The organism is Kineococcus siccus (assembly GCF_009906795.1).
GTDB lineage: Bacteria > Actinomycetota > Actinomycetes > Actinomycetales > Kineococcaceae > Kineococcus > Kineococcus siccus.
The window spans coordinates 1-15,014 of record NZ_JAAALN010000104.1 but is presented as its reverse complement, the minus strand read 5'-3'; the positions used below and the strand labels follow the sequence as shown (position 1 = coordinate 15,014).

Genomic DNA, 15,014 nt, shown 5'->3' with positions numbered 1-15,014 from the left:
ACCCCGGGCCACCCCGGGGGCCGGCCCCGACGAGGAGGCCCGCGGGGCCGGCCCCGCGGGCCTCCTCGTCGGGGCCCGACCAGCCGGCCGCCCACCGACCCTCTCCCCGTCGTCCGCCCGGTGCTCCCGGGCCTGCAGCCGCACCGCCGGGGTGGTGTCCCCGGCCTCGCCCCCGTCGGGGGCCTCCGAACCAGTCGTCCACGTCGTGCTCCTCTCGTGCGGACGACGAGGTGCCGTCCGACACGTCAACGATATATCGTTGACTGTCGGAAGGGAAGACCTGTCGGTGGAGGTCGTCAGCGCGTGCAGGCCGCCACGACGTCGTCGACGAGCCGCACCGCCGAGGCCACGGCGGCCCGGAGCTCGTCGGGTGCCGTCCCCGGCCCGCCGAGCAGCGCGTGGGCGCGCTCGGTGAAGCCCGCGGGTGCTCCGGGCAGGGCACCCGCTGCGGCGACCATGCCCTTGTCGGTCACGAGCCACCGGCCCGCGTGCCCGTGCAGGGCGTGCGCGCACACCCCGACGACGCGGAACAGGACGCCCGCGACGTAGGCGGCGTCCCCCCGCGCGGCCGCGCTCCCGACGGCCCCCAGGAGGAACTCGGCCTCCCACAGGCCCGTGACCAGGGCGAGCCGCAGCGGTGCGGGCGGGGTCGCCATGTCCTGGTGGCGTCGCCGGAGGAACCCGGCCGGGTCGCAGAGCACTTGCGACAGAGCGAGTTCGCCGGCGTAGGCGAACTTCGGGAACCCCAGCGGGTGACCGACCTGGGTGTGGAACGAGCTCAGCCCCGCCCCCGCGTCCGACCACGCGTCGTCGACCCGCTCGAGCTCGCGGTAGATCAGGTCGACCTTCGACCCCTCCACGCTGATCCAGGCGCCGCCGTCCACCCACGGGCCCCAGGCACCCGTCGGGCTGGCCCGGGTGGGCGCCCCCGCGAACTCCTCAGCCACCCGCTGCACGCCCGCCACGTCGAGCGGGCGGCGGTAGTACACGCCCACGTCGTAGTCGGACTCCGCCGTGGCCGTGCCCCGGGCGCGGCTGCCGCCCAGCGCGACGCCGAGGACGCCGGAGACGTCGCAGAGCCGGTCGGCGAGGGCCTGCAAGGTCTGCTCGGTCAGGGCCACGCGCCCATGCTGCCACCCGGGCGCGAGCGGTGCGGGGCGCTCACCAGCCCGCGACGAACTCCCGGGCGCGACGCGTGATCTCGGCCCAGTCCCCGGCCGCGACGGTGGCCGGCGGCACCACGCCCGTCCCGGCCGTCACGGCCGCGGCCCCGTGGTCGAGGTAGTCGCGGGCGTTCTCCGCGCTCACCCCGCCCGAGGGGACGAGCCGGACGTGGGGGTAGGGGCCGTGCAGCGCCCCGAGGTAGGCCGGGCCCATGACCGACGCGGGGAACACCTTGACCGCGCTCGCCCCCGCCTCGTGCGCCTGCAGGACCTCGGTCGGGGTGAGCGCGCCGATGAGGACCGGCACGCCCGCAGCCGTGGCCACCGCGGCCACCTCGGGGCGCAGCCCCGGGGTCACGAGGAACCGCGCACCCGCGTCGAGCGCCGCCCGGGCCTCGTCCGCCGAGACGACGGTGCCGACACCGAGGACCACGTCCGGGGCCACCGCGTCGGCCGCGGACCGCAGGTGCCGCAGCACGTCCGGCGTCGTGAAGGTGAGTTCCACGGTGCGGATGCCGCCGTCGGCGAGGGCGTGGCAGAGCGCCTGCGCGTCGGGTAGCCGCGGGGCCCGCACGACGCACACGACGCGGTCGGCGAACATCGCGTCGAGGGCGTCGCCGGCGGGCGCGGTGGCCCCGGCGGTTCCCGCGGACGAGTTCGCGGAGGAGTTCGCGGAGGGGTTGGCTGCGGTCACGGCTGGTCTCCCGGTTCGGTGGTGCCGCTCCGGCGGGGCGCCGGGACGAAGGTGGGCGGTCGTCGGGTCCCGGGCGCGGCCGCGGCGGGCGCGCCGCTCACCCGAAGACCGTCCGGACGAGGTCGACGACGACGGGCTCGTCGGCCAGGGCGTCGTCCAGGACGGGCAGCAGCCCCCACTTGTCGAACGCCGTGCAGGGGTGGGAGATCCCGAGGCGGAGGACGTCGCCGACCCGGAGGTCCCCGGCCCCGGGCCCGAGGCGGACGAAGGCGTGCTGGTCGTTCAGCGCGGTCACCACGGCGTCGCGCACGGCCTCGGCGGGCCCGGTCCCCCGGCGCCGCACGGCCTGCACCTCGGGGAACCCCTCGTCGAAGGGCAGGTCCCGCTTGCCCGCGTCGGCGAGGGCGAGACCGGGTTCGGGGCGCGAGACGACGCGCGCCCAGCCGTGGACCGCCGCCCGCAACGATCCCCCGGTCGCCCGTCCCACGGGGGTGATGCCGCGGTAGAACCCGTCGTCGTGGGCGACCGAGGCCCCGGCCCGCACCACGGTGCGCACGGGCCGTCCGCGCGCACCGTCGGGATCGTGCAGCGGCGCGAGCACGTCGGCCACGAGGTCGAAGTAGGCGCTGCCCCCCGCCGTGACGACGAGCCCGCCCGGGACGTCGTCGTAGAGCTCCTCGGCCAGCAGGCGCGCGTGCAGGTCCGCGAGGTCGACGAGGTAGCGCCGCACCCGGTCCCGGCTCGACGGCGAGGCGTCGTGCGCGAGCGCACCCTCGTAGCCGGCCACGCCGGCCAGCCGCAACCCGGGCTGCCCCGCGACCGCGCGGGCCACCTCCAGACCGGCGGCCGTCGTGCGCGCCCCCGTGCGGGCACCCGCGGCCCCGAGCTCGACGAGGACGTCGACCGGCGCCGCAGCGCCGGGCGGGAGGTGCCGGGCCATCTCCGCCACGACGTCGACGCCGTCGGCCCACACCAGCACCCGGGCCGCGCGGGGTCGCGCCGTCAGCAGCCGCAGCACCGCGGGCTCCAGCAGCGGGTAGGCGGCCAGGACGACGGGAACGCCCTGCTCCAGGGCCACGCCGAGCTGCCACGGGGTCGCGACGGTGATGCCCCACGCCCCCGCCGCGAGCTGCTGGCGCCAGACGGCCGGCGCCATCGTGGTCTTGCCGTGCGGGGCCAGGTCGACCCCCGCCCGGCGCGACCAGGCGGCCATCGTGGCGACGTTGGCGGCGAGGGCTCCCGCGTCGAGCGTCAGCAGCGGCGTCGGCAGGTCGGCCAGGCGCGGGGCGCCGGCCACGAACTCGGCGCCCGTCAGGGCCCGGGCCCCGACGGGCACCGCCTTGTGCTCCGCGCCCAGGACGCCGAGTTCCGCTGCGTCGTAGCGGTACCGCTGGCTCATCCGGCCTCCGTCGCGGTGGTCAGGTTGCGTTGCACGCTGCGCAACGACGGTTGCCGTCTCGCCGCACGCCGTTCTAGCATCGCCCCGTGCCGAGGTCAAAGGTCGTCTGCGTCGGTGAGGCCATGGCGGTCCTCACACCCACCGAGGACGTCGCGCTGGCCGAGGCGTCGACGTTCACCCGCACCGTCGGCGGGGCCGAGCTGAACGTCGCCCTCACGCTCGCCCGGCTGGGCGTCCCGACGGCGTGGCTGTCCCGCCTGGGCGACGACGGGTTCGGCGAGCACGTCCTGGCCCTCGCCCGCGCGCACGGCGTCGACACCGCGGGCGTCGAGATCGATCCACGGCGGCCCACCGGTCTGTACGTCAAGGCGCCCGTCCGGGGCGCCGACGGTTCCCGCCGCTCCCGGATGCACTACTACCGCAGCGGGTCCGCCGCCTCGGCGCTCACGCCCGCGTTCCTGCGCCACGGCGCGGTCGCCGACCGGCTGCGCAGCGCCGAGGTCGTGCACGTCAGCGGGATCACCCCGGGCCTGTCCGACACGGCCGCCGCGTTCTGCGCCGCGCTCACGGCGACCGTGCTCGCCGGTCCCGCCCGCCTGTGCGTGGACCTCAACCACCGTCCGCTGCTGTGGGCCGACCGCAGCGACACCCCGCTGCGCGACCTGCTGGACGCGGCGGACGACGTGCTGCTCGGGGCCGACGAGGCGCGGGTCGTGTTCGGCACCGACGACCCGGTCCGGCTGGCGGCGCTGCTCCCCCGCGCCGAGCGCGTCCTGCTGAAGGACGAGGAGCGCGGCGTCGTCGTGGTCGTGCGCGGGGTCGTCGCCCACCACGTCCCCGTGCGGCCCGTCGAGGTCGTGGAACCCGTGGGGGCGGGTGACGCGTTCGCGGCGGGGTACCTCGCCGGCACGGTCCGCGGCCTCGACGTGGTGGCCGCCGTGGAACTCGGGCACCGCTGCGCCGCAGCCGCTCTCGTCGTGCGCGAGGACCGGCCGGTCGACCTCCCGGCGGGCCTGTGAGCCAGTCCGTCGCGCGGGCGCTGTCGCTGCTGGACCGCGTCGCCGCCGGCACGTCCACGCTGACGGAGCTCGCGGAGGCGGAGGGCGTGCACAAGAGCACGGTGCTGCGGGTGCTGCGGGTGCTGGAGCAGGAGGGTTTCGTCCACCGCGACGCCGAGCACCGCTACGCCCTGGGCGCGCACCTGTTCCGCCTCGCCCAGCAGGCGCTCGACGCCGTCGACGTCCGAGGCGTGGCGGCCGGGCGGTTGCGGCGGCTGCGCGACGAGACGGGGCAGACCGTGCACCTCGCGGTCCTCGACGGCTCCGCCGCCACCTACGTCGACAAGCTGGAACCCCGTGACGCCGCCGTCCGGATGTCCTCGCGGATCGGCCGCAGCGCTGCGCTGCACTGCACCGCGGTCGGGAAGGTGCTGCTCGCGGGCCTGTCGCCGGCGGAGCGCGCGGACCTCGTCGCGACGCTCGACCTGAACCCCGAGACCCCGCGCACCCACACGACGGCGGCCGCCCTGCTCGCCGACGTGGAACGGACCGCCTCTCGCGGCTGGGCCGAGGACCGGGCCGAGCACGAGACGTTCGTCAACTGCGTCGCCGCGCCCGTCCGCGGACCCGACGGCCGGACGGTGGCGGCCGTGTCGCTGTCGGTCCCGGACGTCCTGCTCCCCCGCGAGCGGGTCCTCGACCTGGTTCCCGCGCTGCTGTCCGCGACCGCGGACGTCTCGCGGGACTGCGGGTTCCGCCCGCTCCCGGAAGATCCCCGCTGACCGCACCAGCCGCCGCGTCCTCGTCCGCACCGCCGCCCGCTGGTCACACGGCCCGCGCTCGCGGTGGATCGGTGTCGCCGCCGGCACGCAGGCGCGCCCCCAGGGCGCGCGCCTCGGCCCGGTCGGCGGGAACGGTGTTGCGCACCCAGGGGTGGGTGGTCGACCGGCCGGGCCAGCGGGTGGACCAGGTGACCCAGCGGGCCTCGACCGTCCGGTCGGGCCGGAACCGCACCTGGAGGTGGTGGGCGTGCCAGGCGCGGTGGTGCGTCGGGCACAGCAGGACCATCGCGTCGAGGTCGCTGCGGCCACCGCGCTCCCACTCGGGGACGTGGTGCGCCTCGCAGGCACGGGGGGCGGTGGTGCAGCCGGGGGCGACGCAGCCGCCGTCGCGCACGGCCATCGCCGTCCGCTGGGCCGAGGTGGCCAGGCGGGTGCTGCGGCCGAGGTCCAGGACCGCACCGGCGGGGGTGGTCAGCACCCGGCGCAGCGTCGCGCCGCAGACCAGGTACCCGGCCGCGGCGGCCGAGACCGGCCCGTGGCCCTCGACGGTGGCGGACACCCGACCCGGGCGGTGGGCCAGCGCCGCCGCGACGTCCGCCACCGTGGCGACGACGGACACCCGGGCGGCCTGCGCGACCGCGGGGGAACTCGCCGCCGCACCCGTCTGCACCAGGCTGACGAGGGCGTCGAGGTCCCGCTGCCGCTTCGACCGGGGGTCCCGCACCACCTCCCCGTCAGCACCGACCTGCACCGGCGTGGGCGCGGCCGCGGCCGCGACGGCCTGTTCCAGCAGGAGCGCCGTGGTCTCGTCGAGGTCCGCCGTCAGCCGGCGCATCCCCCCGCTGAGGGGGCCCACGACCAGACCGCGCCGGGCGGCGGCGTCGGGATCGTGGAACTCCCGGTCCTCGTGGTCGGGGTCGATCGTGACCACGAGTTCCCGGGCCAGGTGGGCGGCCACCCCTGGGCAGTGCCGGGTGGCGTGACGGGTGAGCAGGGCGTCGAGCAGTCCCGCGCTGCGGTGTTCCACCGCCTCCCCCGTGACCGCGTCGGGCAGCGTCGTGGTGCCCCGCCGCACCGTCGTGGGGATCCCCGCCAGCACCCGCACCGCCACGTCGAGGTGCGCCCGTGACGCCGAGCCGGCGGCCAGCGCGTCCCCCAGGTGCTGCAGCGCGCCCCGGTCCCCGTCGACGCCGCCGATCGCACCGTCCCAGACCACCGACGGGTCGGTCACCGTCGCGGCGTCGAGGTCGCGGTGGGCCTGCGCCCGCGACAGCAGGTTCGGCGCCGCGCCGAGGAACCGGGTCGTCTGCGACCGGGAGGAACCCACCTCACCCAGGACGCGCAGCAGGTGCAGGTGCGCCGCGTCGGCCTGGTGACGCAACCGCAGGAACCCCGTCACCGCGTCCTGCGCCGAGCTGAGGGAGAACGTCGCCGCCCTGCTGTCCAGGACCTCCCGGAGCGACGCCTCGAGCGCGGCGAAGGTCGGCGCGAGGGGCTGCTCGGTGGACCACGTCATGCCGACAGCATACTCGAACGAACGTTCGATGACCAGCACAAGCACTGTGCTGCAACGGTTCAGCACGGACGGTGAACTCGCCCCGGGCGGAGGAGTTCGGGCGCTCGGTCGCGGCCAGGGCTGGCCACGACCCGTGGAGTGCCGCACGTGACCCCGCCGCGCCGCGGGTCCGCTCCCGACCCACCGACGGGCGAGTCGGCCCGACCGGCGCACCACCTAGCCTGCTGGTGTGCCGGCACCTGAGGACATCGAGCGGTGGGACCAGGTCGCTGATCGCTACTCCGACGTGGTGGGCGGTGAGGCGGATCCGTTCTATCGACGCCTGCAGCCGTTCATGACGGCCACCTTGGGTGATCTCCGCGGTCGTCGCCTTCTCGACCTCGGCTGCGGGCACGGATGGCTGGCTGGGATCGTCGCTCGTGCAGGGGCCGAGGTGGTCGGCGTGGACGGCAGCGACGCGCTGGTGACCATCGCGCGGAGGCGGCACCCCGGACTCCGCTTCGAGGTCGCAGACCTGACGGAGGGCTTGCCCGCCGGGCTCGGCAGCTTCGACGTGGTCATCAGCCACATGGTGCTCATGGACCTCCCGGCGCTGGACGTGCTGCTGGCGGACGTGGCCGCCGCGTTGACGCCCGGTGGCGTGCTGCTGGTCTCGATCCTGCACCCGTCCTTCTTCGGCCAGCAGATCGGCCACGACTCCTCACTCGAGCCGACGGAGCACGGACGAGCAACGGGTCTGGTGCGGCAGGTCCGCGGCTACCTGGAGCACGAGCAGTGGTGGATCGACTCCTTCGGGGGGCACACGCACTACCACCGACCCCTGTCCTGGTACGTGAACTCGTTGACGCGGGCGGGGTTGGCGGTGACCGCGCTCGACGAACCGCCCTCGTCGCCGCAGCACGAGCGGCCCGTCCAGGAGTGGACCGCCTACGAACGCTGGTTCGCCGACATCCCCACGATGTTGGCCTTCACCGCACACCGGTGGCCCCCTGGCTGGGGCGGCCCCCGTGAGCACTGAGCCGACAGCTCAGGCGAACGAGATCGACCGTCAGGCAACGCTCTCGGCGGCAACGGCGTCAGCCTCACCGTCAGACACCCCTCAGTCGGCGCGTCCGCGCCCGCGGTCGACCCTCGTGAACACGAAGCCGAAGGAACCGACGACGGCGACGCACAGGAACCCGGCGATCCCCGGGACGACGACCAGGGCGTCGAGCAGCAGGTAGAGCACCACGTCGAGGGACCGGCCCGCCACCGGCTCGCTCGACAGCGCCGTCACCGCGTTCGCGATCCGGGTGGCCACGGCGAAGACGCAGATCGCCACACCCCACGTCCACCGGCCGACCTCCCGCGACAGACCGAGGCGGGCCCACCTCGCTCCGTCCACGGCGCCCCACAGGGCGGCGAGGACTCCGGCGGCGAGCATCAGGAGGACGATGAGGCCGATGTCCGCACCGTTCCCGGGGGGCTGCCGGGCGGCGGCCGCGGACAGGATCCACATCATCGCGGCGTAACCGATCCCCAGCCCTGGCAGTCGCACCACGACGGGACGCCAGGAGACCCGCCGGAGTTGCCGCACGACGCGACGCTACCCGCGGGGGACGACCGCAGGAGGGACCTCGGTCGGCGACCACCCGTGCGGCGGCGGACGGCGGTGGCCGGCACCCACGGCGCAGCGGCGTGCCGCGTGCTCGTTCTGCGCCGCGGTTCAGTCCACGACCGCAGGAGCGACCGCCCCGGTCGAGGCGACGACCAGCCCCTCGGCGCGCACCCACGCGAGCGCCTCGGCGGGCGGCAGCGGGCGGGCGAAGTAGTAGCCCTGCAGCTCGTCGCAGCCCAGCGCCGCGAGGCGGCCGGCCGTGGCGGCGGTCTCGACGCCCTCCGCCACCACGACGAGTCCCAGCCGGTGCCCCAGCTCGATGACCGCGGAGACGATCACGTCGTCGTCCGGGGAGTCCGTGAGGTCGGTGATGAACTGGCGGTCGATCTTCAGCTCGTGCACCGCCAGGCCGCGCAGGTGGGCGAGGCTCGTGGAGCCCGCGCCGAAGTCGTCGATCGAGACGCGGACACCGCGCGCGCGCAGGGCGTCGATGGTCGTCCGGGCCCCGGGACCGTCCGCGATGATCGCGGTCTCGGTCACCTCCAGGACGAGGTCGGCCGCGGACCACCGGGTGAGCGCGAGGGCCTCCTCGACGATGCCCAGCAACCCGGGTTCGAGCGACACCGCGCTGACGTTCACCGACATCGACACCGCCAGGCCCGCCGCGCGCCACCGCGACGCCTGCTGCAGGGCCGTCATCAGCACCCACCGCGTGAGGGTGTGGATGAGGTTCGTGCGCTCGGCCATGGGCAGGAACTCCCCCGGCGCGAGCAGTCCGCGCACAGGGTGCTGCCAGCGCAGCAGGGCCTCGAAACCCAGCAGCGCCCCGCCGTCGCGGGAGACCTTGGGCTGGTAGTGCAGCAGGAACTCGCCGTCGCTGAGCCCGGTGCGCAACTGCCCCAGCAGCTGGAGGTTGCCGCCGTGGTGGGGGTCGACCGCGGCGTCGTAGCGGACGACGCCGAGCTGCCCGCGCTTCGCGGCGTACATCGCGACGTCGGCGTGCTGCAGGAGCTCACCGGCGGTCGTGCCGTCGGCCGGGGAACAGGCGGTGCCCATGCTGCCCTGCACGTCGAGCTGCACGCCCGCCACGGAGAAGTCGCCCATGCTCAGCGCGGCGAGCAGCCGCTTGGCGAGGACCTCGACGGCCGCGGCCGTCACGGGCGCCGCCGCGAGGACGGCGAACTCGTCGCCCCCGAGGCGCGTCACCGCGCCCGCGGCGGGGTCGTCCCCGGGCGTCCCACCGCCCGACGTCCCGCCGGCGGGCAGACCCGTGCCGGCGCACAGGGAGGCGGCGACCTGGACCAGCAGCTCGTCGCCCGCGGCGTGGCCCAGGGTGTCGTTGACCTCCTTGAAACCATCGAGGTCGAGCAGCAGGAGCCCGACGGGTCCGCCCGCGGCGAGCCGGGCCGTCACGGCCTCCGCGAGCGCCAGCCGGTTGCCGAGCCCCGTCAGCGCGTCGGTGCGCGCCGCGCCGTGGCGCTCGCGGGCGCGGCGCCGCGAGGCACGCAGAGCGGCGGCACCGAAGGCGGCGAGAGCCAGGACCACGACGACCAGCACGACGAGCAGGAGGGCGGCGGGCACGGCGGCCACGGGGGCCGGCGCGGCCCCGGTCGTGGCGGCGGAGTGCACGGGCGTCCATCGGCGCGACGGGCGCGCACGTGAGCCGCACCCGCCCACGGGTCCCGCCGCGGGCGCGTCCGGGGCCCGGGCGTCACATGACGGGCGGGACGCTCCAGCGGGTCAGGACGGGCCGGTCGTGCTCGCGGCCGAGCTCACCCCACGTCCCGGCCTCCAGCGCGAGCAGCGCCCCGGCCGTCGGGGACAGGCCCAGCCACGTCGCGGTCAGGATGCGCAGGAAGTGCCCGTGCGCGACGAGCACGACGTCGCCCTCGTCGCCGTCGACGGCGGAGGCCTCGCGCAGCACGCCGCGGGCGCGGGCCGCGACCTGGTGGACGGTCTCGCCGGGCGTGCCCCCGGGCTCGACGCCGTCGTGCCAGACCGACCACGGCCGGCCGAGCTCGGCGGAGACGTCGGCGGTCGTCCGGCCCTCGTAGGCGCCGTAGTCCCACTCCGAGAGCGCCTCGTCGGCGCGCGAGCGCGCGGCGCTGCCGCCGGGCCCCGTGAGCCCGGCCAGCTCGGCGGTGCGCACGGCGCGCTCGCGCGGGCTCGTCAGCACCAGGGCGACGCGGCGGCCGGCGAAGGCGGGCGCCAGCGCGCGGGCCTGCTCCTCGCCCTGCGCGGTGAGGGGGACGTCCGTCGTGCCGGTGTGCCGGCCCGTCAGGCTCCACTCGGTCTGACCGTGACGGACGACGAGGATGGACACGTCGCGAGACCCTAGTCCTGCGCCGCCACCCCGGCGCGTCGCGCGCCGCGGGCCGCGGCGGCCGGGCGGCCCAGGTGGCGGCGGAGCTCCTCGGCCATGTCCACGCCGTCGGGGTCCAGCAGCCACTGCACCTGCAGGCCGTCGACGACGGCGACCAGCCGACGGGCCGCGGAGACGGGGTCGGCCTCGTCCGGGAACGCGGGCACGAGCGAGGCCACGGTGCGGGCGTAGCGCTCGGTGAAGAAGGCGTGGGCCGGGTGCTCGGGCGCGGTGGCCTCGGCGGACAGGACGCAGTGCAGCTCGACGAGCCCCCGGCGGGAGGCGTTGCGCCGCACGACCTCGACGAGGGCGTCGAGGCGGTCGGCCCCCTCGGCGGTCAGCAGACCCGTCTCGGCCGCGTCGGCGGCGTCGCGGTGCTCGAGGACGGCGAGCAGCAGGGACGCCTTGTCCCCCACGTGGTGCAGCAGGCCGGGGTGCGAGAGCCCGCAGCGCTGGGCCAGCTCGCGCAGCGACGCGGCCCGGTACCCGACCTCGCCGAACAGGCGGACGGCCTCCTCCAGGATCTGCTGCCGCCGCGCCCGGCCCTTGGCGTACCCGCGCTCCGCATCCGCCACGCCCAAAAGCTACCAGTCGGTCGGCTTCAGGGGTACGGTCGCGGCATGAGCACCGTGGCTGCCTCCCGCACCGACGACGTCCTGCGCCGGCTGACCCTGCCGGAGAAGGCGGACCTGCTCGGCGGCGCCGACTTCTGGCACACCGCGGCGGTGACGCGCCTGGGCGTGCCGTCGGTCATGGTCACCGACGGTCCGCACGGCCTGCGCAAGCAGGACACCGCGGGCGACCACCTGGGGCTCACGGGCAGCGTCCCCGCGACGTGCTTCCCGCCCGCGGCGGGGCTGGCGTCCAGCTGGGACGTCGACCTGCTCACCCGCGTCGGGGAGGCCCTGGGCCGCGAGTGCCGTGCCGAGGGCGTCGCCGTCCTGCTGGGCCCGGGCGTGAACATGAAGCGGTCGCCGCTGTGCGGGCGCAACTTCGAGTACTTCTCCGAGGACCCGCTGCTGGCCGGGGAGCTCGCCGCGGGCCTCGTGCGCGGGGTGCAGAGCCAGGGCGTCGGGACGTCGCTGAAGCACTTCGCCGCGAACAACCAGGAGACGCAGCGCATGACGATCTCCGCGGACGTGGACGAGCGCACGCTGCGCGAGATCTACTTCCCCGCGTTCGAGCGCGTCGTGCGGACCGCGCGGCCGTGGACCGTCATGTGCTCCTACAACCGCGTCAACGGCGTCTACGCCTCGCAGGACCCCTGGTTGCTCACCGACGTCCTGCGCGGGGACTGGGGCTTCGACGGCCTCGTCGTCTCCGACTGGGGCGCGGTCGACGTGCGCGAGGACGCCGTCGCGGCCGGCCTCGACCTGGAGATGCCCAGCTCCGGCGGACTGGGCGCCCGCCGCATCCTCGACGCCGTCGCGGCCGGGACGCTCGCCGAGGCCGACGTCGACCGGGCCGTGCGCCGCGTGCTGGAGCTCGTGGAGCGGGCCGCCCCTGGCCTCGCCGAACCCCTGACGGTCGACGCGGCGGCGCACCACGCGCTGGCCCGCGAGGCGGCCACGGCCAGCGCCGTGCTGCTGCGCAACGACGGGATCCTCCCGCTCGCCCCCACCGGGGGGACGGTCGCCGTCGTCGGCGAGTTCGCCCGGACCCCGCGCTACCAGGGCGCGGGCAGCTCGCAGGTGAACCCCACCCGCCTCGACGACGCGCTCGGCTGCCTGCGCGCGGAGCTGGCCGGTGCCCGCGAAGTGACCTTCGCCGCGGGCTACGACCCGGAGTCGGACGAGGCCGACGAGGCCCTGGTCGCCGAGGCCGTCGCGCACGCCCGCGCGGCCGAGGTCGTCGTGCTGTTCCTCGGCCTGCCGGCCTCCTACGAGTCGGAGGGCTACGACCGGGAGCACCTCGACCTGCCCGCCGCGCAGGTCGCCCTCCTGGAGGCCGTCGCGGCCGTCAACCGCGACGTCGTCGTGGTCCTGGCCAACGGATCCGTCGTCGCGGTCGAACCGTGGCAGGAGCTCACCCGGGCCCTGCTCGAGGGCTGGCTGCTCGGCCAGGCGGGCGGCGCCGCCACGGCCGACCTGCTCCTGGGGCGCGCGAACCCCTCGGGCCGGCTCGCCGAGACGATCCCGGTGCGGTACCTGGACAACCCGACGGTCGGCGCGTTCCCGGGCGAGCTGGGCCACGTCCGCTACGGCGAGGGCCTGCTGATCGGCTACCGCTGGTACGACGCGCACGCGCTGCGGGTCGCCCACCCGTTCGGCCACGGCCTGTCCTACACGACGTTCGCCCACACCGGCCTCGCGCTCGACGTCGTCACCGACGGACCCACCCCGGTGGTCGACGTGCGGGTCACCGTGACCAACACGGGCGGGGTGGAGGGGACCGAGACCGTGCAGGTCTACGTCAGCGACCCGGCGGCGAGCGTGCAGCGCCCGGAGCAGGAGCTGCGCGGGTTCGCGCGCGTCCGGCTCGCGCCCGGGGCGGCGCAGGAGGTCGTGGTGCGCCTGGACGCCCGCGCGTTCGCGTTCTGGCACACTGGCTTCGGCCGCTGGACGGTCGAGGGCGGGGAGTTCGGCGTCCGCGTCGGGGCGTCCTCGCGCGACGTGCGCCTGACGGCCACCGTGCGGCTGACGGGCGAGGACGTGACGCCACCGCTGGCCCCGGACTCCGAGGTCGGCGAGTGGCTCGCGCACCCCGTCGCGGGCCCGGCCCTGCGCGACGTCATCGCGGGCAGCCCGTTCGAGGCGATGCTCGACGACCCGCACAACGGCCAGATGATGCGGGCGATCCCCCTCGTGCGGCTCGCCCGCTTCCCCGGCTCGCCCGTGCCCGAGGCGTCGCTCGCCGACTGGGCCACGACCGCGAACGCGCAGGTCTCCGCGTGAGCCGCACCGGGGTCGTGCTGCCGCGCGACCTGCCCAGCGCCCAGGTCCTCCCGTACGCCCGGCGCGCCGAGGAGCTCGGCTTCGACGAGCTGTGGGTCGTCGAGGACCTCTCGTTCCGCGGCGGGATCGCCCAGGCCGCGGCCGTGCTCGCGAGCACGTCCCGCCTCGCGGTGGGGGTCGGCATCGCGCCCGCCGGGGCGCGCAACGCGGCGTTCGCCGCCATGGAGGCCGCGACCCTCGCGGAGCTGTTCCCCCGGCGCACGTCCTTCGGGCTGGGGCACGGGATGCCCGGCTGGATGCGGCAGGTCGGCGCGTGGCCGGCCAGCCCGCTCACGCTGCTCGAGGAGCAGTTGCGCGCCGTCCGCGCCCTGCTGCACGGGGAGCACGTCGACGTCGCGGGCCGCCACGTGCAGCTGCGCGACCTGCAGCTGGCCTCGCCGCCGCCCCAGCCGCCGCCCGTGCTCGCAGGCGTCCGCGGCCCGAAGTCCCTCGCGGTCTCCGGGCGCTGCGCGGACGGCACGATCCTCGCCGAACCCGTGACGCCCGAGTACCTCGCGGCCGCGCGCGCCCAGATCGGTGCGGCCGGCCCGCACACCCTCGTCGCCTTCGAGGTGGCCGTCGTGGACGACGACGCCGCCCGCGCGCGCACGCTCGTCCGGCCGGCGCTGGAGTGGGCCGGCGAACCCGACTGCGCCGTGCACATCGCCCCCTCGCCCTTCGCGGCCGAGTTCCGCGCCCTGCGCGAGCGCTGCGCGACGCGCGCGGAGTTCACGGCCGCGATGCCGGACGCCTGGGTCGACGAGCTGGCCGTCGTCGGGACGCCGGAGACCGCGCGGGCCCGCGTCGCGCAGCTGCACGCGGCGGGCGCCGACAGCGTCGTCCTCATCCCGGTCGGCGCCGACCGGCTCGCCGCGCTGGACGACCTGGCGCGCCTGCTCGGCTGACGGGCGCGGGTCCCGGGGGGACAGGTCCGCGGGGCGGTCGTAGCCTGGGCGCCCGATCGGCGGCGGGACCCCCGGCGCCGCCGCCCGCCCCCGCGACGGGGCGCCCTGCGAAGGAGCAGTCATGACGAGCACGATGAAGGCTGTCGTGGTGCACGGTCCCCACGACTACCGCCTGGAGGACGTCCCGGTCCCGGTGCCGGGTCCGGGTCAGGCCCTGCTGGAGGTGGAGGCGGTCGGGATCTGCGCCTCGGACCTGAAGTGCTACCACGGTGCGGCGAAGTTCTGGGGGGACGAGAACCGGCCGGCGTGGGCGGAGACGATGACCAGCCCGGGGCACGAGTTCACCGGGCGGATCGTGGACATCGACGCCGCCGCGTCGGCCCGCTGGGCGTCGCCGAGGGCGACCGGGTGGTCGCCGAGCAGATCGTGCCGTGCTGGAACTGCCGCTACTGCGACCGCGGGCAGTACCACATGTGCCAGCCGCACGACATGTTCGGGTTCAAGCGCCGCACCCCGGGGGCGATGGCGGAGTACGTGCTCCTGCCCGCGGAGGCGCTGGTGCACCAGGCCCCCGGGGACCTGCCCCCGGCGCACGTGGCGTTCGCGGAGCCGTTGTCGTGCTCGCTGCACGCGGTGGAACGGGCCGGGATCGGCTTCGACGACGT

Annotated in this window: 14 protein-coding genes and 1 pseudogene; 7 read left to right on the top strand and 8 right to left on the bottom strand. The window is 76.3% G+C overall.

Annotated elements, in window-relative coordinates:
• Window positions 1-296: 296 nt before the first annotated feature.
• From GTR02_RS12665 to GTR02_RS12655, 3 genes are all read right to left on the bottom strand, one after another.
• Entirely contained in the window at window positions 297-1,121 is an 825-nt protein-coding gene (locus tag GTR02_RS12665; RefSeq protein WP_166607859.1) for a nucleotidyltransferase domain-containing protein, read from the bottom strand.
• A gap of 40 nt (window positions 1,122-1,161) precedes the next feature.
• The gene (locus GTR02_RS12660) at window positions 1,162-1,764 is read right to left on the bottom strand and encodes a bifunctional 4-hydroxy-2-oxoglutarate aldolase/2-dehydro-3-deoxy-phosphogluconate aldolase (protein WP_166607860.1); all 603 of its coding nucleotides are present in this window, start codon (window positions 1,762-1,764) and stop codon (window positions 1,162-1,164) included.
• A 190-nt stretch (window positions 1,765-1,954) separates the two neighbouring features.
• On the bottom strand, window positions 1,955-3,256 hold the full coding sequence (locus GTR02_RS12655) for a type III PLP-dependent enzyme domain-containing protein (protein ID WP_166607858.1): 1,302 nt from the start codon (window positions 3,254-3,256) through the stop codon (window positions 1,955-1,957).
• Between the two features lie 86 nt (window positions 3,257-3,342).
• On the opposite strand from GTR02_RS12655, the gene GTR02_RS12650 reads away from it, so the two are divergent.
• Together GTR02_RS12650 and GTR02_RS12645 are read left to right on the top strand one after the other, a co-directional pair.
• Window positions 3,343-4,275 (top strand): PfkB family carbohydrate kinase, encoded by a 933-nt coding sequence (locus GTR02_RS12650; RefSeq protein WP_166607857.1) that lies wholly within the window; start codon window positions 3,343-3,345, stop codon window positions 4,273-4,275.
• The gene (locus GTR02_RS12645) at window positions 4,272-5,036 is read left to right on the top strand and encodes an IclR family transcriptional regulator domain-containing protein (protein WP_166607856.1); all 765 of its coding nucleotides are present in this window, start codon (window positions 4,272-4,274) and stop codon (window positions 5,034-5,036) included. The genes GTR02_RS12650 and GTR02_RS12645 overlap by 4 nt, the downstream gene beginning before the upstream one ends.
• 43 nt (window positions 5,037-5,079) lie before the next feature.
• Here GTR02_RS12645 and GTR02_RS12640 read toward each other — a convergent pair whose 3' ends face one another.
• A complete protein-coding gene (locus GTR02_RS12640; RefSeq protein ID WP_166607855.1) occupies window positions 5,080-6,552 on the bottom strand; it encodes an HNH endonuclease signature motif containing protein in 1,473 nt (490 codons plus the stop codon).
• Window positions 6,553-6,841: 289 nt separating this feature from the next.
• Between GTR02_RS12640 and GTR02_RS12635 the strand changes: the two genes are divergently transcribed.
• Window positions 6,842-7,570, top strand: coding sequence for a methyltransferase domain-containing protein (locus GTR02_RS12635; protein ID WP_166607854.1), 729 nt, complete (start codon window positions 6,842-6,844; stop codon window positions 7,568-7,570).
• 81 nt (window positions 7,571-7,651) lie between these two features.
• Here GTR02_RS12635 and GTR02_RS12630 read toward each other — a convergent pair whose 3' ends face one another.
• The 4 genes from GTR02_RS12630 to GTR02_RS12615 all read right to left on the bottom strand — a co-directional run bounded on the left by GTR02_RS12630 (window position 7,652) and on the right by GTR02_RS12615 (window position 11,086).
• The gene (locus tag GTR02_RS12630; protein WP_166607853.1) at window positions 7,652-8,092 is read right to left on the bottom strand and encodes a hypothetical protein; all 441 of its coding nucleotides are present in this window, start codon (window positions 8,090-8,092) and stop codon (window positions 7,652-7,654) included.
• A 165-nt stretch (window positions 8,093-8,257) separates the two neighbouring features.
• Complete coding sequence (locus GTR02_RS12625) at window positions 8,258-9,778, bottom strand: EAL domain-containing protein (RefSeq protein WP_166607852.1); 1,521 nt, start codon at window positions 9,776-9,778, stop codon at window positions 8,258-8,260.
• A gap of 82 nt (window positions 9,779-9,860) precedes the next feature.
• A complete protein-coding gene (locus GTR02_RS12620; protein WP_166607851.1) occupies window positions 9,861-10,472 on the bottom strand; it encodes a histidine phosphatase family protein in 612 nt (203 codons plus the stop codon).
• Between the two features lie 11 nt (window positions 10,473-10,483).
• A complete protein-coding gene (locus tag GTR02_RS12615; protein ID WP_166607850.1) occupies window positions 10,484-11,086 on the bottom strand; it encodes a TetR family transcriptional regulator in 603 nt (200 codons plus the stop codon).
• Between the two features lie 45 nt (window positions 11,087-11,131).
• Here GTR02_RS12615 and GTR02_RS12610 point away from each other — a divergent pair, with 45 nt between their 5' ends.
• From GTR02_RS12610 to GTR02_RS24925, 4 genes and pseudogenes are all read left to right on the top strand, one after another.
• The gene (locus tag GTR02_RS12610; protein ID WP_166607849.1) at window positions 11,132-13,405 is read left to right on the top strand and encodes a glycoside hydrolase family 3 C-terminal domain-containing protein; all 2,274 of its coding nucleotides are present in this window, start codon (window positions 11,132-11,134) and stop codon (window positions 13,403-13,405) included.
• Window positions 13,402-14,349, top strand: a complete 948-nt coding sequence (locus GTR02_RS12605; RefSeq protein ID WP_166607848.1) for an LLM class flavin-dependent oxidoreductase — start codon at window positions 13,402-13,404, stop codon at window positions 14,347-14,349. The genes GTR02_RS12610 and GTR02_RS12605 overlap by 4 nt, the downstream gene beginning before the upstream one ends.
• A 121-nt stretch (window positions 14,350-14,470) precedes the next feature.
• A pseudogene (locus GTR02_RS12600) lies at window positions 14,471-14,839 on the top strand (alcohol dehydrogenase catalytic domain-containing protein); the annotation flags it as partial.
• On the top strand, window positions 14,758-15,014 hold a 257-nt coding region (locus GTR02_RS24925), incomplete at its 3' end, for an alcohol dehydrogenase catalytic domain-containing protein (RefSeq protein ID WP_420814726.1). The pseudogene GTR02_RS12600 and the gene GTR02_RS24925, both read left to right, overlap by 82 nt.